General features: G+C 68.2%; 21 protein-coding genes. 14 read left to right on the top strand and 7 right to left on the bottom strand.

Annotated features, from left to right (window positions below; all coding sequences use genetic code 11):
* Positions 1 to 85: 85 nt before the first annotated feature.
* Positions 86 to 400, top strand: a complete 315-nt coding sequence (locus V5F84_RS10380) for a hypothetical protein (protein WP_394042664.1) — start codon at positions 86 to 88, stop codon at positions 398 to 400.
* Between the two features lie 72 nt (positions 401 to 472).
* On the opposite strand, the gene V5F84_RS10375 is transcribed toward V5F84_RS10380, so the two are convergent.
* Entirely contained in the window at positions 473 to 985 is a 513-nt protein-coding gene (locus V5F84_RS10375; protein ID WP_394042665.1) for a CreA family protein, read from the bottom strand.
* A gap of 157 nt (positions 986 to 1,142) precedes the next feature.
* On the opposite strand from V5F84_RS10375, the gene V5F84_RS10370 reads away from it, so the two are divergent.
* Positions 1,143 to 2,246, top strand: coding sequence for a TRAP transporter substrate-binding protein (locus V5F84_RS10370; protein ID WP_394042666.1), 1,104 nt, complete (start codon positions 1,143 to 1,145; stop codon positions 2,244 to 2,246).
* Between the two features lie 112 nt (positions 2,247 to 2,358).
* The gene (locus V5F84_RS10365; RefSeq protein WP_394042667.1) at positions 2,359 to 3,579 is read left to right on the top strand and encodes a DUF2865 domain-containing protein; all 1,221 of its coding nucleotides are present in this window, start codon (positions 2,359 to 2,361) and stop codon (positions 3,577 to 3,579) included.
* A gap of 259 nt (positions 3,580 to 3,838) precedes the next feature.
* Here V5F84_RS10365 and V5F84_RS10360 read toward each other — a convergent pair whose 3' ends face one another.
* Positions 3,839 to 5,086 carry a GGDEF domain-containing protein gene (locus tag V5F84_RS10360; protein ID WP_394042668.1) on the bottom strand — a complete coding sequence of 416 codons (1,248 nt, stop codon included), beginning with the start codon at positions 5,084 to 5,086 and terminating at the stop codon, positions 3,839 to 3,841.
* Positions 5,087 to 5,247: 161 nt separating this feature from the next.
* Here V5F84_RS10360 and V5F84_RS10355 point away from each other — a divergent pair, with 161 nt between their 5' ends.
* Positions 5,248 to 5,598: a DMT family protein gene (locus tag V5F84_RS10355; protein WP_394042669.1), complete on the top strand. Its 351-nt coding sequence runs from the start codon at positions 5,248 to 5,250 to the stop codon at positions 5,596 to 5,598.
* 154 nt (positions 5,599 to 5,752) lie between these two features.
* Here V5F84_RS10355 and V5F84_RS10350 read toward each other — a convergent pair whose 3' ends face one another.
* Positions 5,753 to 5,902, bottom strand: coding sequence for a hypothetical protein (locus V5F84_RS10350; protein WP_394042671.1), 150 nt, complete (start codon positions 5,900 to 5,902; stop codon positions 5,753 to 5,755).
* Between the two features lie 460 nt (positions 5,903 to 6,362).
* Positions 6,363 to 6,938 (bottom strand): glutathione binding-like protein, encoded by a 576-nt coding sequence (locus tag V5F84_RS10345; protein ID WP_509277206.1) that lies wholly within the window; start codon positions 6,936 to 6,938, stop codon positions 6,363 to 6,365.
* A 315-nt stretch (positions 6,939 to 7,253) separates the two neighbouring features.
* Between V5F84_RS10345 and V5F84_RS10340 the strand changes: the two genes are divergently transcribed.
* The 5 genes from V5F84_RS10340 (at position 7,254) to msrP (ending at position 11,561) form a co-directional block, all read left to right on the top strand.
* Positions 7,254 to 8,456 carry a pyridoxal phosphate-dependent aminotransferase gene (locus V5F84_RS10340; protein ID WP_394042673.1) on the top strand — a complete coding sequence of 401 codons (1,203 nt, stop codon included), beginning with the start codon at positions 7,254 to 7,256 and terminating at the stop codon, positions 8,454 to 8,456.
* 180 nt (positions 8,457 to 8,636) lie between these two features.
* Entirely contained in the window at positions 8,637 to 9,119 is a 483-nt protein-coding gene (locus tag V5F84_RS10335) for a DUF992 domain-containing protein (RefSeq protein ID WP_394042674.1), read from the top strand.
* 164 nt (positions 9,120 to 9,283) lie between these two features.
* The gene (locus tag V5F84_RS10330) at positions 9,284 to 9,772 is read left to right on the top strand and encodes a DUF992 domain-containing protein (RefSeq protein ID WP_394042675.1); all 489 of its coding nucleotides are present in this window, start codon (positions 9,284 to 9,286) and stop codon (positions 9,770 to 9,772) included.
* Between the two features lie 20 nt (positions 9,773 to 9,792).
* A complete protein-coding gene (locus V5F84_RS10325; protein ID WP_394042676.1) occupies positions 9,793 to 10,467 on the top strand; it encodes a DUF992 domain-containing protein in 675 nt (224 codons plus the stop codon).
* Between the two features lie 128 nt (positions 10,468 to 10,595).
* Positions 10,596 to 11,561 carry a protein-methionine-sulfoxide reductase catalytic subunit MsrP gene (gene msrP, locus V5F84_RS10320; RefSeq protein WP_394042677.1) on the top strand — a complete coding sequence of 322 codons (966 nt, stop codon included), beginning with the start codon at positions 10,596 to 10,598 and terminating at the stop codon, positions 11,559 to 11,561.
* 5 nt (positions 11,562 to 11,566) lie between these two features.
* On the opposite strand, the gene V5F84_RS10315 is transcribed toward msrP, so the two are convergent.
* From V5F84_RS10315 to V5F84_RS10305, 3 genes are all read right to left on the bottom strand, one after another.
* Positions 11,567 to 12,397 carry a COG3904 family protein gene (locus V5F84_RS10315; protein ID WP_394042678.1) on the bottom strand — a complete coding sequence of 277 codons (831 nt, stop codon included), beginning with the start codon at positions 12,395 to 12,397 and terminating at the stop codon, positions 11,567 to 11,569.
* 5 nt (positions 12,398 to 12,402) lie between these two features.
* Positions 12,403 to 13,794, bottom strand: coding sequence for a hypothetical protein (locus V5F84_RS10310; protein ID WP_394042679.1), 1,392 nt, complete (start codon positions 13,792 to 13,794; stop codon positions 12,403 to 12,405).
* 125 nt (positions 13,795 to 13,919) lie between these two features.
* On the bottom strand, positions 13,920 to 15,152 hold the full coding sequence (locus V5F84_RS10305; RefSeq protein ID WP_394042796.1) for a type III PLP-dependent enzyme domain-containing protein: 1,233 nt from the start codon (positions 15,150 to 15,152) through the stop codon (positions 13,920 to 13,922).
* Between the two features lie 300 nt (positions 15,153 to 15,452).
* On the opposite strand from V5F84_RS10305, the gene V5F84_RS10300 reads away from it, so the two are divergent.
* The 5 genes from V5F84_RS10300 to V5F84_RS10280 all read left to right on the top strand — a co-directional run bounded on the left by V5F84_RS10300 (position 15,453) and on the right by V5F84_RS10280 (position 18,825).
* Complete coding sequence (locus tag V5F84_RS10300; protein ID WP_394042680.1) at positions 15,453 to 15,917, top strand: hypothetical protein; 465 nt, start codon at positions 15,453 to 15,455, stop codon at positions 15,915 to 15,917.
* Positions 15,914 to 16,606 carry a ribonuclease T2 family protein gene (locus V5F84_RS10295; RefSeq protein ID WP_394042681.1) on the top strand — a complete coding sequence of 231 codons (693 nt, stop codon included), beginning with the start codon at positions 15,914 to 15,916 and terminating at the stop codon, positions 16,604 to 16,606. The genes V5F84_RS10300 and V5F84_RS10295 overlap by 4 nt, the downstream gene beginning before the upstream one ends.
* A 71-nt stretch (positions 16,607 to 16,677) precedes the next feature.
* On the top strand, positions 16,678 to 17,529 hold the full coding sequence (locus V5F84_RS10290) for a 23S rRNA (adenine(2030)-N(6))-methyltransferase RlmJ (protein WP_394042682.1): 852 nt from the start codon (positions 16,678 to 16,680) through the stop codon (positions 17,527 to 17,529).
* A 128-nt stretch (positions 17,530 to 17,657) separates the two neighbouring features.
* Positions 17,658 to 18,251: a glutathione S-transferase gene (locus V5F84_RS10285; protein WP_394042684.1), complete on the top strand. Its 594-nt coding sequence runs from the start codon at positions 17,658 to 17,660 to the stop codon at positions 18,249 to 18,251.
* Between the two features lie 184 nt (positions 18,252 to 18,435).
* A complete protein-coding gene (locus V5F84_RS10280; protein ID WP_394042685.1) occupies positions 18,436 to 18,825 on the top strand; it encodes a response regulator in 390 nt (129 codons plus the stop codon).
* Positions 18,826 to 18,828 lie beyond the last annotated feature (3 nt).

Genomic DNA, 18,828 nt, shown 5'->3' with positions numbered 1-18,828 from the left:
ATCTGTCACCGCGCGTCATTCCTTCGGCCCCCGCGCCTGATTTCGCATCAGGCCCTCGGGTCCCTCAGAGGTCCCCGACCTGCCCATGCAGAAACCCGCTTTGCTTCTCGCCGCCGCTCTCATGCTCGCTTCGAGCGCCGCGTCGGCGGAGACGCGAATCTTCCTGATCGAGAATTCCGACGCGTACGGCGTCGACATGTGCCTCGCCAACGGCGAGCAGTGCGGCGAACGGCTCGCCACCGCCTGGTGCCGCACCCATGATTATTCCCGGGCCCTGGACTATGGGAAGGTCGCGGACGCCAGCGGCATCGTTCCCATCGCCAGCACCCAGCAGACCCCGCGCGCGGTCTGCACCGGGCTCAACTGCCCGGCCGTCGTCGCCATCACCTGTACGCGGTGAATCTGCACCCGCTGAAGCTGAACCCGACGAATCCGCGCGCGCCGCAGTCGCATGCGCGGACGCGGCCCGGCGCTACTTCAGGAAGTCGGCGCAGCGCGGCACCTCGCCGGTGGTGCCCCAGGGCATGATCGGCACGGTGGAGGTGGAATTCTTCGGGCTGCCGTCGATCAGCTTGTCGGAATAGACCAGATAGACCAGCACGTTGCGCTTGGTATCGCAGCCCCGCACGATCTGCATCTTCTTGAAGAAGAAGGAGCGGCTCTCGCGGAACACCACGTCGCCCTGCTCGAACTTCTTGGTGAAGGCGATCGGCCCGATCTGGCGGCAGGCGAGCGAGATGTCGGAGGTCTGCTCCGCCACCCCGACCATGCCCGAGAGACCGCCCTTTTCCGGCGTCGTGTAATGGCAGGCGACGCCCGAGACCACCGGATCGTCGATGCCATAGACCGCGAGCTTGTCGTCGGGGGTCAGGAATTTCCACACCGTGGACTTCTTGAAGATCAGGTCCGGCTCCTGCGCGCCCGCCGCGGAGGGAACGGCAAGGGCGAGCGCCAGCAAAGCGGCAATCCAGGTCGGCCGAAACATAAGCTCAATCCTCACAGGTGGACGCGGGTTCACGATGCTGCGATGCGGCGGGCGGACGCCGCGATTGACGCCACCGCCCCGTCGTGACACCTCTCCCGCGACAAAATCAAGACGCCCCAAGCCAAGACGTAAGAACGAAGACGCCCAGGAGATCCCCATGGATACCGCACGCCGCCGCTTCCTCGGCGCTTCCGGCACCGCGATCGCCGCGACCGCAGCCACCACCCTCGCCATGCCGGCCCTGGCGCAGAGCCAGCCCGAGGTGAAGTGGCGCCTGACCTCTTCGTTCCCGCGCTCGCTCGATACCATCTTCGGCACCGCCCAGACGCTTTCGAAAATGGTGAGCGAGGCGACCGACGGCAAGTTCCAGATCCAGACCTTTCCCGCCGGCGAGATCGTGCCCGGCCTCCAGGCGCTCGACGCGGTGCAGAACGGCACGGTCGAATGCGCCCAGAGCGCCACATATTTCTATATCGGCAAGGACCCGACGCTGGCCTTCGGCACCGGCGTGCCGTTCGGCTTCAATTCGCGCCAGCAGCATTCCTGGTGGTTCTTCAGCGGCGGCGCCGACATCATCAACGGCGTGCTGGCGAAATACAACACACTCGGCATTCCCATGGGCAATTCCGGCACCCAGATGGGCGGCTTCTTCCGCAAGGAAATCAATACCGTCGAGGATCTGAAGGGGCTGAAATTCCGAATCGGCGGCATCGGCGGGCAGGTCCTGGCCAAGCTCGGCGTGGTGCCGCAGCAATTGCCGCCGAGCGACGTCTATCCCGCGCTGGAACGCGGCACCATCGATGCGGCGGAATTCGTCGGGCCCTATGACGACGAGAAGCTCGGCCTCGTGAAGGTGGCGAAATATTATTATTATCCCGGCTGGTGGGAGGGCGGCGCCATGCTCCACCTGCTCATCAACAAGGACCAGTGGGACAAGCTGCCCAAGCATTACCAGGCCATTCTCAGCAATGCCTGCGAGGCGGCCAACAATTGGATGCTGGCGAAATATGACGCCGTCAACCCGCCCGCCCTGCGCCGTCTGGTGCAGCAGGGGGCGGAACTGCGCGCCTTCTCCACGCCCATTCTGGAAGCGGGCTACAAGGCCTCGTTCGAGCTCTACAATACGCTGGCGGCGCAGAATCCGAGCTTCAAGCAAGCCCTGGAGAGCCTGGTCAGCATCCGCTCCGAACAGCTCCTGTGGTGGCAGATCGCGGAATATTCCTACGACAGCTTCAACATCCGCATGCGCGGGCGCTCGTGAGACCGGACGGACTTTTCCCGCCACGATCAAACTTTCGTCACCATTGACCGCCCCGAATGGCGCTATAAGGGCGCTCGGTGATCGGCCTGGGTGGGTCCGAACAGGGTTGAGAATGAAATCGGTTCGCGTGTTCGGCCTTTGTCTGGCCCTCATGTCTGGCCCGGCGCTGGCGCAGGCCCCCGGCCAAAGCTATGGCGCGCCGCCGCCCGGCTATGGCGCGCCGCCTCCGGGCTACGGCGGCCAGCAGGCCCAGGCCCAGGGCCAGCCGCAGGGCGGCCAGGCCGGCGGCCCGAGCTGCCTGCAACTGGAAGGCGCCCTCGCCTCGCTCGACCGCAGCTCCAACGATCCCAACAACGGGCGCGCGGCGCAGCTGGCGCGCATGCGCGGCGATCTGGACCGGCTGACCAGCCAGGCCAAGCAGATGAGCTGCGATGCGCCGCGCGGCTTCTTCATCTTCCAGGGGCCGCCGCGCCCGCCCCAGTGCGATGTCATCGACGACCAGATCTCGCGCCTGCGCGCCTCCATCGCCAGCGCCGAGCGCGGCGGCGGCGACCAGGACAGCCAGCGTCGCCAATTGATCCTGGCCCTGGCGCAGGGCAATTGCGGCCAGCAATATCGCGCCGCCGCCCAGGCGATGGGGGCCGGCCAGCCGGCGCAGCGCCAGCCGCCGCGGCAGCGCAATTTCTTCGAGGCCCTGTTCGGCGGCCCGGTGAACAGCGAGCCGGAGGAAGGCGGGCCCGGCCTCGACGTCGCGCCGATGGAGCTGCCGAAATCCTCCACCTATCGCACCGTGTGCGTGCGCACCTGCGACGGCTTCTATTTCCCGATTTCCTACGCCACCGTGCCCTCGCGCTTTGCCAGCGACGATGCCCTGTGCCGGCGCCTGTGCCCGGCCACGGAAGCCCAGCTCTTCAGCTATCGCAACCCCGGCGAGGACATCCAGCAGGCGACCTCGATCAACGGCAAGTCCTACATGTCGCTGCCGACGGCGCTGATGTATCGCAAGCAATTGGTGCCGTCCTGCTCGTGCCGCGCGCCCGGCCAATCCTGGTCGCAGGCGCTCTCCGGCCTGGAGGATGCCTCCACCCTGCAGAAGGGCGACATCCTGGTGACCGAGGAGCAGGCGAAGGAAATGTCGCAGCCCCGGCCGGCCGGCGATCCGGCCTCCGCCGGCGCCAAGGGCAAGGCGGCGTCCGCCACGCGCCCCGCGGCGGCCCCGCTCGACCCCGTGCCGCCCACCTCGGCCGCGCCCCTGGCGCCCGCCGCCGAACAGCCCGGCCGGCGGCCGGTGCGGGTGATTCCGGCGCCCGATTCCGGCTCCGCCGGCCAATGAGCGCCGGCGCCGCGGGTCGGCGCCGGAACCGCCCCGGGGCCGATCGAGATTCAGCGGTGCCGTGCCTCATCGAGGCGCCTGACGCCGGGCGCGCGCGATTGTCTTTCTTTCACCGCCCGTCATGGCCAGGCCTGTCCCGGCCATCCACACCGGGCCGAACGTGCAGGCCTTGAAGCGCCGGTGCCGCGTGGATGCACGGGACAAGCCCGTGCAGGACGATCTCTCCCGAACAGCGTCAAGCCATGACTGCCGATCGGGCCTAGGACATGAAGATCGCCCGGTTGCGCCCGCCGTGCTTGGCGGCATAGAGCGCGCGATCGGCGCGGGCGAGCACGTCGAACACGCTCCGATCCTCGGGGCCGCGCGAGGTGCCGCCGATGCTGAGTTGCACCGCGATTCCCCGCCCGTCCACCTCCACCGGCGCCCGGGACACCTCGGCGATGAGCCGCTCGGCGAGCGCCATGGCCATCTGCGGCCCCGCCTGCGGCATCAGCACCGCGAATTCCTCCCCGCCCATGCGCGCGATGCTGTCCTCGTCGCGCAGGGCCTCGCGGCACAGCGCGGCAACGATGGAAATCACCGCATCCCCGGCGGCATGGCCATGGGCGTCGTTGATCGACTTGAAGCGGTCGATGTCCAGCATCAGCATGGAAAAGGCGCCGGCCTCGGAGCGCGCGGAAAACACCTCCTCCGCCTGCTCCAGGAATCGGCGGCGGTTCAGAAGTCCGGTCAGCGGATCGGAGCCCGCGAGGCGCCGCAGGTCCTGTTCCAGCTGGCGCTGGGCGGTCACGTCCGAGACCACCAGCACATAGGTCTGGCCGACCCAGCGAAAGCGGAACTGGACCGCCCGGTCGATGCCGTCGCGGCAGCGCACCACCCATTCGGTCTGCTGGATCGACTCCGGCTCGCGCTCGGCGGCGGCCATGCGCTGGTGCCATTCCTCCACCACCCGCGCCCGCACCTGCGGATCGGGAAAGCCGAGGCTCCACCAATCCTCGAAATGCACGACCGCATGCTCCTGGTACAGGAACAGATCGTCCGACGCCTTGTTGTAGAACAGCGCGTTGAGGTCCCGGTCATAGAGCTCGACGCCGACGGGAAGGGCATGCAGGATCTCGGCGAACGACCCGGGCCAATCGCCTTGCCCCACCACGGCGGGGGTAACGGTGGCAAGCCAGCGCCCCGGCGCCTCCGGCAAGGCGGCGAGGGAGAAGGTCAGGGTGCGGCTGCCATAGGCGGTGCGGCACGGCAGGCGCAGCACCGCATGGGTGTCCGCGCGCCGCTTGGCACCCTGGATCACCGCGCTCAGTGCCAGCGGCACCGTGGTGCCGAGGATCGCGGCGGCGCAGGGCAGCGTGCCCAGTTCGGGGCCCAACAGGCGCGCGGCGGCTGGATTTGCCGCCTCGATCATCATGGACACGTCGCCGAGCACCAGCAGCGCCGCGTCCACAAGCTTGAATAAAGGGCTTTCCCCCCAGAGCTTCACCCCATCCACCGTACGCCACACCCACTTTGCCTCGCACCCCGGAGGTTAAAGTGTAGTGCCAGCAAAGGATCGGGGGAATGTAAATTTGCCGGTATAAAAACACCTCAAGCCGATCCGCCGCCCGGCTATTCTCGCCGCCCCCGGGCGCGCAGGCCTGCCCCCTTCTTTCAGATGGAACCGCCATGCCGTTTTCCGCCACCGCGCTCCTGCCGATCGGCCTCCTGATCGCGTCCAACGTGTTCATGACGTTCGCCTGGTATGGCCACCTGAAATACAAATCCTCGCCGATCCTGCTGGCGATCGTCGCGAGCTGGGCCATCGCCTTCTTTGAGTATTGCCTGGCCGTGCCGGCGAACCGCATCGGTTCGGCGACCTATTCCACCGCGCAGCTCAAGACCATGCAGGAGGTCATCACGCTGGTGGTGTTCGCGGGATTTTCGGTGCTGTACCTGAAAGAGCCGCTCGGCTGGAACCACGCCTTGGGGTTCAGCTTCATCGCGCTCGGCGCCTATTTCATCTTCCAGAAATTCTGAAGACCGGGCGCTGGGGATCGCGCTGGGGGGATCCATGGAGAGAAGGCGCGGCCGCTCGGCCGCGCGCAAAAGGCCGAAAGGCGGCCCGAAACGATCCGGCCCGACACCCGCCGCGGCAGGAATCCAGGGCGGCGGGGACTCAGCGCGCAGAAACTCAGCGCGGCAGGCGCGGACGGGAAGCGCGGATGCGCACCGGCTGGAGCCGCGCGACCCGCAGGCGCGTCAGCATCGCCGCACCCGCGAGGGCCACGAGGCCGAACAGCGAGAGAGACAGCAGCGAGGTGGAGAGGAGCGAACTGGACATGGTCGCCTCCGCGGCGTTGAGGACCGAAGCGCTTGCGCGATCGAAGGACAGTACCACGGTTACGGCGCAAATCGCCAACATCAACGCAATCGTGAGCGCGACCTGCGCGAGGGCGTCGCCGGCCTTGTGATTGCGCACCGCGCGCGCCAGGGCTTCGGGATCTGCGGATGAAACGCCATTCTCAAGGATGGCAAACTCACGAAACTCAGACATCGCTTCGCCTCGGACGGTTCGACTGACCTCTAGAAGCCGGAATGCCGCGAATCGGTTCCCTGCGACTCACCAAGAGTTGCTCTTGAAGCAAGCCGCGATTGTGGCGACGCGACGGCACGTGCTGGAATAAGCGTGGCGTTTTCGTGGCTTAGATCACGCAAGCGCGATCTTTGCCGTCGGTTGCGGTTGTAGCGCGCGCGATCCGATTCTTCCGCGCGCAGTCTGTCATTACGCGCTGGAGCTTGCGTCAGGCCGCCTGGTCCAGCGGCCGCCAGTCGATCTCCACATGATCGGGCTCGCGCGCGACCCGCTTCAACCAGCGGCGCACGGCCGCGAAGGGGGAAAGGTCGAACTCGCCCTCGGGGGCAAGGTGGGTGTGGGCGTAGAGCGCGATGTCGGCGATGGTCATCGCATCGCCGACGAAGAAGTCGCGGCCCTGGAGATGGCGCTCCATCACCTTCAGCGCGCCATAGCCCTCCTCCATCCAACGGTCGATGTCGTGGGTGCGCAGGTCGCGCCCGCCGCGCACCTGCTGGAGCCAGAAGCGCGCCTGCCCGATGCCCGGCTCGTGGTTGTTCTGCTCGAAGAACATCCAGCGCAGGGTCTCCGCCCGCGCCAGGGGAGCGGGGGGCAGCAGGGGCGTACCGTCGGCGAGATAGAACAGGATCGCATTCGACTCGGCGAGCGTCGCGCCGCCCGGCAGTTCCAGCAGCGGAACGCGGCCATCGGCATTCTTGGCGAGGAATTCGGGGGTGCGATGCTCGCCGGAAAGAATGTCCACCTCCATCAGGCGGAACGGCAGGCCGAGCTTCGCCAGCAGCATTCGCACCTTGTACGAATTTCCCGATGCCTGGGTGGAATAGAGCGTCAGCACGGCGTTTCCTCTTGGCCCCCGCCTAGATGGAGGCTGTCCCGGCGCCCCGCAAGACGGGCGGGAAAGCGCGCGCCGGCGATCCATCAGTGCACGGCGGGCCACCCATTCACAATGCTTGCTTGTTCGGGAAATCGCCCTCGACTAATAAAGTGCCGCATGCCGGCTTGCCTCGCGGCGGACCGGCGCTTCGTCTCACCCTTCGCGTCCGACGGAACCAGCGCACTCGCGTACGGCGCCGCCGGCCTGCGTCCGGAGTCAAAGGCCATGAGCCTCCTTTCGCCCGCTTTGAAGCGCATCAAGCCCTCGCCGACCATCTCCATCTCCAACAAGGCGCGGGAGCTGAAAGCGGCCGGCCGCGACGTGATCGCGCTCAGCGCCGGCGAGCCGGACTTCGAGACCCCCGACAACATCAAGGAAGCCGCCATCGCCGCCATCCGCCGCGGCGAGACGCGCTATACCGCGGTCGACGGCATTCCCGAGTTGAAGGCCGCCATCGTCGCCAAGTTCAAGCGCGACAACGGCCTCACCTACAAGCCGAGCCAGGTCTCCGTCGGCACCGGCGGCAAGCAGGTGCTGTTCAATGCGCTGGTGGCCACCGTCGGCCCCGGCGACGAGGTCATCATCCCGGCGCCGTACTGGGTGAGCTATCCCGACATCGTGGAATTCTGCGGCGGCACCCCGGTGAGCGTCCCGACCACGCTGGAAGACAATTTCAAGCTGCGCGCCGAGGCGCTGGAAGCCGCCATCACGCCCAAGACCAAGTGGCTGATCTTCAACTCGCCGTCCAACCCCTCGGGCGCCGCCTATACCCATGACGAGCTCAAGGCCATCACCGACGTGCTGGTGCGCCATCCCCATGTGTGGGTGCTCACGGACGACATGTACGAGCACCTCGTCTATGACGACTTCAAGTTCGCCACCCCGGCCCAGGTGGAGCCGAGCCTGTATGACCGCACGCTCACGCTGAACGGCGTGTCGAAGGCCTATTGCATGACCGGCTGGCGCATCGGCTATGCGGCCGGGCCAGAGGCGCTCATCAAGGCCATGGGCACGCTTCAGTCGCAGTCCACGTCCAACCCCTCCTCGATCGCCCAATGGGCGGCGGTGGAAGCGCTGAACGGGCCGCAGGACTTCATCCCCCGCAACAATGCGGTGTTCAAGGAGCGGCGCGACCTCGTGGTGTCCATGCTCAACCAGGCGAAGGGGCTCACCTGCCCCAAGCCGGAAGGCGCGTTCTACGTTTTCCCCTTCTGCGCGGGCGCCATCGGCAAGGTGGCACCTTCGGGCAAGGTGATCTCGAGCGACGAGGACTTCGCGACCGAATTGCTGGAAGCGGAGAATGTGGCGGTGGTGCACGGCTCGGCCTTCGGCCTCGGCCCGGCGTTCCGCATCTCCTACGCCACCGCCACCACGGACCTGGAAGAGGCCTGCACGCGCATCCAGCGGTTCTGCGGCGCCCTCAGCTGAGCCGCGCCACCTTCGGCGTGACTTTTTCGTCGCAGGGCGCGCGGATTCTTCGCAAACCGCGCGCCGGCCATGGAACCTGAGCCTTTCGTAAGCGTTGGCGGAACACTTGGTCCAGGCTAAGGCTTAACGGCGCCGGCCCTGTCCCCCCGCCAGCCGGCGTTTTATTGGAGGAAGCATATCATGAAGATTGCTCTGAAGGCCGGCTTCGCCGCCGCTCTCGCCGCGTCCGCCCTCGCGCTCGGCGCGGCCCCCGCGGCTGCCCAGACCCGCATCCAGGTCGGCACCCTGGTCTGCCAGATGGCGCCGAACGTGGCGTTCATCATCGGTTCGATCCGTGAAATGTCCTGCACCCTGCGTCCGGCGGTTCGCGGCGTTCCCCGCGCCTCCTACGCCGGCACCGTGCGCCGCTTCGGCCTGGATATCGGCGTGAACGGCCAGGGCACCCTGGTGTGGACGGTGCTCGCGCCGACCCGCAAGATCAGCCCGAACGACCTGCGCGGCACCTATGTGGGCGCTTCCGCCAATGCCGCTTTCGGCGTCGGCCTCGGTGCCAACGCGCTGGTCGGTGGTTCCAACAACACCATCGCGCTTCAGCCGCTCTCGGTCGAAGCCCAGACCGGCGTGAACCTCGCCCTCGGCGTCGCCGACCTGACCCTACGCTGAGCCTGACGACCCCGGCGCCACGGCGCGCCGATCGTCGCAGCTTGCCCCGCCGCTCCGGCGGCGGGGCTTTCCGGGCCGCTTGCGCGGCCCGTCGGGTCTATTCCGCTATTGTACCCCTCCCGTCGCGGACGTAGGACTGAAGCGTCAGACATTTGGGGGATTCCATGCGAATCTATACGGTACTCGGCGCCCTTTTGGCCGGTGGCCTGATGGCCTCCGCCGCCCAGGCGCAGACCGCGCCGAAAATTCAGGTCGGCGTCCTGCAATGCAAGGTCGCGCCTGCGGTCGGCTTCATCATCGGTTCCGTGCGGGACATGAGCTGCCAGCTGCTCACCGGCACGCCGACCGCGCCCGTCGTGCGCGCGTCCTATAAGGGCACCGTGGCGCGCTTCGGCATCGATATCGGCGTCAGCAATGCCGGCACCCTCAGCTGGGCCGTGTTCGCCCCCAACACCGCGCCGGCCGCCAGCGATCTCGCGGGCAAATATGTCGGCGCGAGCGCGGACGCGGCCTGGGGCCTCGGCGGCGGCGCGAACGTGCTGCTCGGCGGCTCCCAGAGCACCATCGCGCTCCAGCCGCTTTCGATCCAGGGCACCACCGGCGTCACCCTCGCCGCCGGCGTTTCCGACCTAACCCTGACCCCGGCGAAGTGAAGCCGAACGGAGGACACGACATGGCCTCGATCCTCCGCTCCCTTCTCCTCGGTTCGGCTCTGATGCCGGCGCTCGGCGCGCCGCTCTCGGCCGCGCAACTGGAACTGGTGCCGGGAGCGGATCAGCCCGCCCCGGCCCAGACCACCGTTCAACTGCCCACCATCCAGGCGGTCCAGGCGCCGCTTCCGGCGCCCGCCGCAGTGCCTGCCCCGCCCGCCCCGGCGGCGGCCCCGGAGCCGGCGAAGAGCGACCTGCAGAAAGTGGAATCCGGCCTGCTGGAATGCCGGGGCGAATCCGCCATCGCCTATGGCTTCGGCTCCTCGCGGAAGGTCGACTGCGAGTTCCGCGCCACCGTCGGCATGAACCAATATTACACCGGCACCCTCGACCGCGCGGGCCTGGATTTCGGCGTTTCGGACCAGGGCAGCATGCTGTGGGCGGTGCTCGCCACCACGCCGAAGCTCGGCCCCGGCGCGCTCTCCGGCCAATATGTCGGCCTCTCCAGCGGCGCCTCGCTCGGCCCGGGCTTTTCCGCCAACGTGCTGATGGCCAAGGATGCCAAGCTCGGCATCGCCTTGCAGCCGCTCAGCGTGTCCGCAGACAGCGGGCTGAGCATCTCGCTCGCCGCAGCCACCCTCACCCTGCGCGCCACCTTGCCGCCGGTGCGCACCAACGAGCAGGTGCTCTCGCGCTGAGAATGCCCGTTGGGAAGCGCGGAGGTCTCACGGCACCGTGAGACCCCTATGTGGATACCGTTCACACGGGCGTTTGAATTGTCTCCCCCTGCGCAGGCTCCAATGCTGCGCCGCGATGGAGGCCATTCATGCTCATTCGACGTAAACGCGGCTGGGAAATCCCGGAAAGCCAGGCGACGCCCGAAAGCGTCTTTCTCTCGCGACGCGCGCTGCTCGGCGCTGGCGCGGGATTGATCGGCGCCGGAGCCCTTTCCGGCCGCGCGGCGGCGCAGAGCGCGGGTCCCGCCGATCCGTCCGCCAGCCTCTATCCCGCCAAGCGCAACCCCACCTACACGCTCGACCGTCCGGTGACCCCGGAGAGCGCGGCCAGCACGCTCAACAATTATTACGAGTTCGGCACCAATTACGACGTCGCCAAGGCCGCCGCCAAGCTGAAGGTGCGCCCCTGGACCATGCGCATCGACGGGCTCGTGGAGCAGCCGCGCGACGTCGCCATCGACGATCTGCTCAAGGCCATGCCCCTGGAAGAGCGGCTCTATCGCCACCGCTGCGTGGAAGCCTGGTCCATGGCCGTGCCCTGGACCGGCTTCCCCTTGAAGGCGCTGGTGGATTACGCCAAGCCCACGAGCGGGGCGAAATATGTGCGGTTCGAGACCTTCCTCGACCGCGACGTGGCGCCCGGCCAATACGGCCGCTTCTATCCCTGGCCCTATGTGGAAGGCGTGACCATCGAGGAAGCCACCAACGACCTCGCCTTCATGGTCACGGGCATTTACGGCAAGCCGACGCCCAACCAGTTCGGCGCGCCCCTGCGCCTCGCCCTGCCCTGGAAGTATGGCTTCAAGTCCATCAAGGCGATCGTGAAGGTCTCGTTCGTGGACAAGCGGCCGAAGAGCTTCTGGGAAGTGGTGCAGAGCGCGGAATATGGTTTCTGGGCGAATGTGAACCCGGAGGTCTCCCATCCCCGCTGGAGCCAGGCGACCGAGAAGGACATCGCCACGGGCGAGCGCCGCCCCACCCTGCTCTATAACGGCTACGGGGAATATGTCGCCGCGCTCTACACCGGGCTGGCGAAGGAAAAGCTCTATATGTGAGCGCCTTACCCGCGCGGCGGCACGGGTGCCGCCGCCGGAGCCGAAAGCGGCGCCGGGACCGAAAGCGGGCCCGGGGCCGGCGTGGTGAGGTTCAGCCGCGCCATCTCCTCGGGCGTGAAATAGAACAGCTTGTCCTTCGGCGTCTCCATGGCGCGCAGCCACACGTCCAGATCCACCCCCATGTCGCGCAGATAGCGCTGGCATTGCGCCGAGACCTGCTGCGCCTGCGCCATGCCGTCCGGCGGCGCGGCACCGGCCGGCGGAGTGGCGCCATAGACCTGGTGCACGCCGAGCGCCGCCTTGCGGCCGGCCCGCCGCTCCACCCCGCCGGCGAACACCAGCGGGCAGGAGGAGGCGCAATAGGCGCCCGCCGGCACTTCGGTGGCAAATCCCCTGGCGCGGATCAGCCGGCCCATGGCGAGCGCATCCTGAACCGAGCCGCCGGGCGAGCGCAGCACCACGGTCTTCACATAGGAGCCGCGCTTCTCAACCTCCGCCGCGAACAGGGCCGCCGTGCCGGGCGCGATGGTTCCGGTCGCGGCAAGACGGCCGTCGCCTTGCAGGTCGAAGGTCATGGGCGCGTTGAGCGCGCCATCGGGCGCGGGCGCCTCCGGCCCGCCCTCCCGCGCCGGGACCAGGGGGGCGGCGGGTGGCGTTTCCACCTGTCCCGGAGCCGGGGCGGAAAGCGCGGCCTTTGCTTGGCGCAGCTGGCCGAAATCCTGCACCAGCATGGCGGCGCTGGCGATCAGCAGCACCGCGAACAGCAGATGCAGCAGCGCATCGTCGGGGCGCCGGCGCCAGTCGCGCAGCGCCTGGAGGAAGACGGCCGGGGTCATGGCGATCAGTCGCGCTTGGCCGGACGCAGGCCGTGGCCGTGCAAGGTCGTGACCTTTTCTTCATCCGCCGGCTCGGAAGGCGGCGTCGGCTGAGGCGCCGCCGCTCGGGGCGCCTCAGCATGGGCCGCCCGGTGGGCAACCTGCTCCCGTTCGGCGCTTTCGGCATCATGCGGCGCGGCCGGCGCGGGCGCGAGCTCGGGAACCAGCGGCGCGCGCAGATCGGCGTGCGCCAGTTCGACCGCGCGGGCCATGCGCAAAGCGGCGAGCAGCTCGCCGGCGGTCATGGTGTCGGCCCCGGCCTGGGGCTGGCCCTCGCGCCGCAGGCTCGCATGGACGATGCACAGGATGAACACCAGCACGGCCGGCAGCAGGTCGATGGAGATGGCACCCGCCCAGCTCGGGATGAAATCGGAGGCGTAGCGCAGCACGGCTTCGGCGGGGGAGATCTGCTCGAACCGCGCGGGAACATAGGCCGGCATCGCGATCACCTTGTCCGCCGCGCCCGCGAGCGCCTTCGACTGCGCCGCCACCGCCCCCTGCACCCGGCCCACCACCTCATTCTGCCGCCCCACCACATCGGGGGACCGCCCGTCGGCGGCGGGGGCGATGAAGCCGGAGGCGAAATCGGTGGCGGCGCGTTTCACCGCCGGCGCGATCGATGCCTGCTGGAGGCTCGTCAGCACGCCCGCGAGCGCAGTCGCCTCGCCGCCGAACGCATCGGCGCGCGGCGTCACCCGTCCCGACCCGGAAGCCAGCTCGCGCATGGCGGCGAGATGCTTGGCGCCCTGGTCATAGGCCTCCTTCACCTTGTCGCCGGAGGCCGCGACCTCCTTCGAAAGCGCGCCGAGCTGGCTTGCCATCTGCGTCAGCAGCTGCACCACGGTGCCGGACCCGGTGGTGCCGGTGAGCGAGCCGGTGCGCTCAGCATCCGCCAATTGGGAGAAGCGCGCCGCCGCCATGGCGATGTCGGGCGCAAGGCCCTGCGCGGCCAGCGCCTTGCCGTGGTTTTCGGTGAGCGCGCGGTCGTAATCCTCGATCGCCCGGCCCATATGCTGCTCGATGGCGGCGGAGCCCGCCAGCGCACTCGCGTTGAGCCACGAGCACATGGCGACGATCATCAAAGATCCCAGCGCCATGGCGCCGAACATCAGGGCCCGGCTCGCTGCATCCTCCACATGGGGCAGGAAGCGCATCATGAAGGTCCAGAAGGCATAGATGCCGACCGAGACCGCGACCGAATAGATGATCGCCGCGAAGAACACCGCCGTGGCGCTGCCGTCCAGCAGGTCGCGCACGCCGATATAAGTATAAACACCGCTTGCAAGGGCAAGCACCATCAAGCAGATGCGCGCCGTCGTCTCAAGCTGACGCACACCATCCCGCAGGGCCGTGGCCATGGCGATCTCCATGCTCGCCCCGCGAGGCGGCATCAATGTCTGTAGGAACAGTCGGATGATGCAGGATTAACCAGGAAATCGGTCGGCATTTTGTTGCCATTGCGCCGATTTCGGCCGTGCGAAGGTCACGCTTCCTCTACGTTCGCCCGCCGCTCCGGCTCGGCGAAGCCGGCGACCGTTCCATCCGCCTCGAACGGGCGCGCCACCTCCACGAAGGTGTCCGGGTAGAAGCCGTTGAAATGGGTGCGCAGGGAGAGGGAATAGGCGCCGATATGGCCGATCTCGATCCAGTCGCCGGTATCGATGCTCTCGGGGAGATAGAAGGGGCGCGAGAGCACGTCCACGCTGTCGCAGGTGGCGCCATAGATGCGGAACGGCACCACCTTGTCCGAGGAGCCCGCGCGCCGCCGGCGGGCGGGGTCGGGAATATGGCGGGCCGGCAGCAGGATCTTGCCGGTCCAGCTGTCGGACAGCGACGCCCAGATGCCGTCGTTGATGTAAAGTCGCTGCCCCTTCTTCAGCAGCACCCGCACGATCACCGAAAAGGCGCGGGCGACGATCACCCGCCCCGGCTCCGCCACCAGGGGCGTATCGGCGAAGCCGTGGCGCTTCACCGCGTCCATCACGGTGCCCATCAGCTCCGGCAACGGTGGCAGGGCCGGCGCCGGGCGGCGCGGGTCCTCGGCATAATGGGCGGGGAACCCGCCGCCGATGTCGAGCGCCGCGATCGGCACGGCGGCGATGGCGCGCACCTCGGCGGCGGTCGCGATGGCGCGCTCATAGGTGGCGGGGTCCACCATCTGGCTGCCCACGTGAAAGGCGATGCCGCAGCGAAAGCCGATGTGGTGGATGCGCTGGAGCAGTTCGGCCGCGTGCATGGGGGCCGCGCCGAACTTCTTGGAGAGTTCGTAGGCCGCCTCCCCCTTGCTGGCGATGCGCACGAACAAGGTGATCTGCGTCGGGTCGAGATCGAGCGCCCGCACCATGCGCAGGATCTTGGCGACCTCGTCCTCATGGTCCAGCGCCAGGACGGAAATGCCGTAGCGCTCCAGCGCCAGGCGGATATCCGACTGCGCCTTCACCGGGTGCATGTAGAGCAGCTCGGCCCGCGGCGCCGCGGCGCGGGCGGCGGCGAATTCCGCCGGGCTCGCCACGTCGAAGGCGGCGATGCCGAGGCCGGCGAGGGTTTCCAGCACCATGGGCTCGCCATTGGTCTTCACCGCATAAGCGGTCTTGCCGGGAAAGGCGGAGAGAAAGGCGCGCGCATCCGCCCGCAGAACCGCGGGGCGAAAGCAATAGAGCGGCTGGTCCGGCCGCAAGCGCAGCGCCGCCTCGCGTCCGGTCTCGAAGCGCTCCAGGCTCGCGGCGGTGCCTTTCGCCGCTTGCGATGCGCCGATGATCTCGGGGGCGAAGCGGGCGTGCGACATGCGGGCATCCCTTTCGTTGACGCTGCGGGAGCGTGATGGCGGGCGGCGCCGTCCCGTTGCGCCCGGGCGGGCGCAAGTGTGGGCCGAGGTGGCATGATGGCGGAATTTCGCAGCACAAGGATGGCGGCCGAACGCTTTTTCGCCGGGGTGTGTCTCCGCTGCGCTTGACCGGGACAAGCGCCGGTTCCATCGTCCCGCCAAATATCGGATTGAAGTGACGGGAGAGTGGGAATGGGTCGCACGATGCGCAGCGGGCGGGCTTTTGCCGGGGTCGCGGCCCTGTTGGCCGGTCTCGCCGTGGGAGTGCCTGCCAAGGCCGCGAGCATTCTCGACAATTTCTGGCTGCCCAACGACAGCTACAGCGGCGACCTTCCGGCGTGCACCGAGCCGCTCGCCCTCGGCACCATCTCCATGCGCTTCGCCGAGACCGAGCGCATGTATTGGAACGCGCCGCTGAACATCGTGTCCTATTCCAACGTGCGCGAAACCGCCTACCGCCCCTGGGGCGAGGCGTTCCAGCCGCGCCGCTATTGCACCGCCAAGGTGGTGCTCTCGGACAACAAGGTGCACCAGATCGACTATTCCATCATCGAGGACTCGAGCTTCCAGGGCTATACCTGGGGCGTGGAATGGTGCGTCAGCGGGCTGGATCGCAATCTGGCCTATGCCCCCGGCTGCAAGATGGCCCGTCCGTGATTCGACGCTTCTGCGCCGCTGTCCTGCTGCTGCTCGCGGCGGCGGGCGCGGCGCGGGCCGAGCCGCCGGGCACGCCCGGCGCGTTCGATTTCTATATCCTCGCCTTGTCCTGGTCGCCGACCTATTGCGCCGAGCAGACCCGCACGGACGGCGCCCAATGCCGCAGCGGGCGGCCGTTCGGCTTCATCGTCCATGGCCTGTGGCCGCAGCACGAGCGCGGCTATCCCCAATCCTGCCAGACGCCGCCGCCCTTCATTCCCGCCGGCACGCTGAACGATGTGCTGGACCTGATGCCGAGCCGCGGGCTCGTGATCCACGAATGGCGCCGGCACGGCACCTGCTCGGGCCTGACGCCCGACGCCTTCTTCGCCAAGCTGCGGGCGGCGCGCGAGAAAATCACGATTCCCCCGGCCTTCGTCGCGCCCACGCAGCCCAGCACCGTCACGCCGGCCGAGGTGGAAGCCGCCTTCATCGCCGCCAATCCCGGCCTGACCTCCGAGATGATCGCGGTCGATTGCGGCGCCAACCGCTTGCGCGAGGTGCGGGTTTGCTTCAGCAAGGACCTCGCGTTCCGGCCCTGCCCCGAAGCGGACCGGCGCGGATGCCGGGCCGGGCGCGCGCTGGAGGTTCCTCCGGTGCAGGCATCCTCGGTGCCGGCGTCCTCCGGGCCGGCGTCCCCCGCCCGATAGATAGGGCGCGGCGCAGCCCGAGTTCCCTCCCGAAATGCCGCCCACGAAGTGCCGCTCATGAATGATCGCCGATGAATTATCGCCACGCCTTCCACGCGGGAAACGCCGCCGACGTGATGAAACACGCCGCCCTCGCCCGCGTGCTCGCCTATCTCAATAAGAAGGACACGCCCTATCGCGTGCTCGACACCCACGCGGGCGCCGGGCTCTACGATCTCGGCGGCGTCTCGGCCCAGCGCACGGGCGAAGCGGAAGCGGGCATCGAGCGGGTGCTGGAGGCGGAGCTTCCCGCCCCGGCGGCGGAGCTTCTGGCGCCCTATCTGGACGCGGTGCGCCAGCTGCGCAGCCATGCCGGCGCGCGGCGCTATCCCGGCTCCCCCGCGCTCGCCCTGGCGCTCGCCCGGCCGCAGGATCGCTTCCTGTTCTCGGAGCTGCATTTCGAGGAACGGGCGAAGCTGGAGAAGCATGTCGGCGGCGATCCGCGCGTGAAGGTGCTGTCGCAGGACGGCTGGAACGCCATCGCCGCCCACCTGCCGCCGCGCGAGCGGCGCGGCCTGGTGCTGGTGGACCCGCCGTTCGAGGAAGGCGGCGAGTTCCAGCGCCTCGTCGGCGCCCTCACCACCTTCCACGAGCGTTTCGCCACCGGCATCCTGATGCTGTGGTATCCCATCAAGGACCTGCGCGCCGTGGATGCGTTCCGCCGCGAGGTGGCCCAGGTGGGCCTGCCCAAGACCCTGCGGGTGGAGCTGGATTTCGCCGAGGTGCGCACCACCACGGCGCTGTCCGGCAGCGGGCTGATCATCGTCAATCCGCCCTTCACGCTCGCGGACGAGATGCGCACCATCCTCACCGCGCTCGCGCCGCTGCTGGCCCATGACGGCAAGGGGCGCTCGCGCATTTCCTGGATCGTCCCCGAGCGCTGAGGCGGCCCGCCCCGGCGCGGTGCGGCGCGGCCCGCTTCGGCGCGAAAAAATGCGCCGAGGCCCCTTCTCGCATATGGCAAAGGGGTTTAGCTCTGCTGCGGGATCCTCACGCCAGAAGAGCCAGCCTCATGCGCCTGCGTTACTCGCCCTCCTCGCCCTTCGCCCGCAAGACGCGCGTCGCCGCCGCCCATCTCGGCATTCCGCTGGAGCTGGAAACCGCCGACACCATGAATGCGGAAGACACCGTCCGCCAACAGAACCCGCTCGGCAAAATCCCCGTCCTGCTGCGCGACAACGCCCCGTCGCTGTTCGATTCGCCGGTGATTCTCGCCTATCTCGACCATGTCGCCGGCGGCGGCCGCATCCTGCCCGAGGAGGCCGAGGCCCGCTTCACCGCCCTGCGGCTGGAAGCGCTGGCCGACGGCATCATGGATGCCGCCCTGCTTCAGGTCTACGAAGGCCGCTATCGCAGCGCCGACAAGCGCGTCGAAAGCTGGGTTGAGATCCAGGCCGGCAAGGTGGCCCGCGCGCTCGCCGAATTGGAAGCCGACCTGCCGAGCGAGGGCGAACCCAATGTGGGCGACATCACGCTCGCGTGTGCGCTCGAATATCTGGACTTCCGCCTCCCCGGCACCTGGCGCGAGGGCCATCCGGGGCTGGTCGGCTGGCTGGAACGCTTTTCCGCCCGCTGCCCGGTGTTCGCCGCCAGCCGGCCCAGCTGAGCCGGCAGCCGCCGGCGACCGCGCCGGCGGTAATGCTTCCAAAGCGGAAGCATCTCGCCTTGACCTCACGTCGCTCCGGGTGCTGGCTGAGCGCGGTTCTGCTTGCCGCTTCTGGCTGCATCGAACCACGGGTGCAGTTCGCTCAGGAGGAAAACCTGGAGGGCGGCCGAGGCGCGGTGAGAAAATGTCCCATCTGCTGATTGTGGATGATGAGCCCGAATATCTCGACGAACTGATCGAGGCCTTGGGGTTCGACGACCTGAAGGCCCATTCTGCCCGCAGCGCGGTGCAGGCGCTGGAGCTTGTCCACACGCATCCGCAGGTCAACGTGGTGCTGACCGACATCCGCATGCCGGATCTCGACGGCATCCGCCTGCTCAATGAAATCCAGCTGCGCTATCCCGAACGCGCGTTCAAATTCATCGTCATGACGGGCCATGCCTCCGCCGAGGACATTTCGCGGGCGGTGAATGCCGGCGTGGAGGCCTGCCTTCCCAAGCCGCTCGTGATGGAGGACCTTCAGCGCGTGCTGAACCGCGTCCTGGAACTCGGCCATGACGATGGAAAGAGCTGAGGG

The organism is Roseixanthobacter liquoris (genome assembly GCF_043195135.2).
Lineage (GTDB): Bacteria > Pseudomonadota > Alphaproteobacteria > Rhizobiales > Xanthobacteraceae > NCEH01.
Note: the sequence above shows the minus strand (reverse complement) of the source record. Positions and strands in the feature narration are given on the sequence as shown.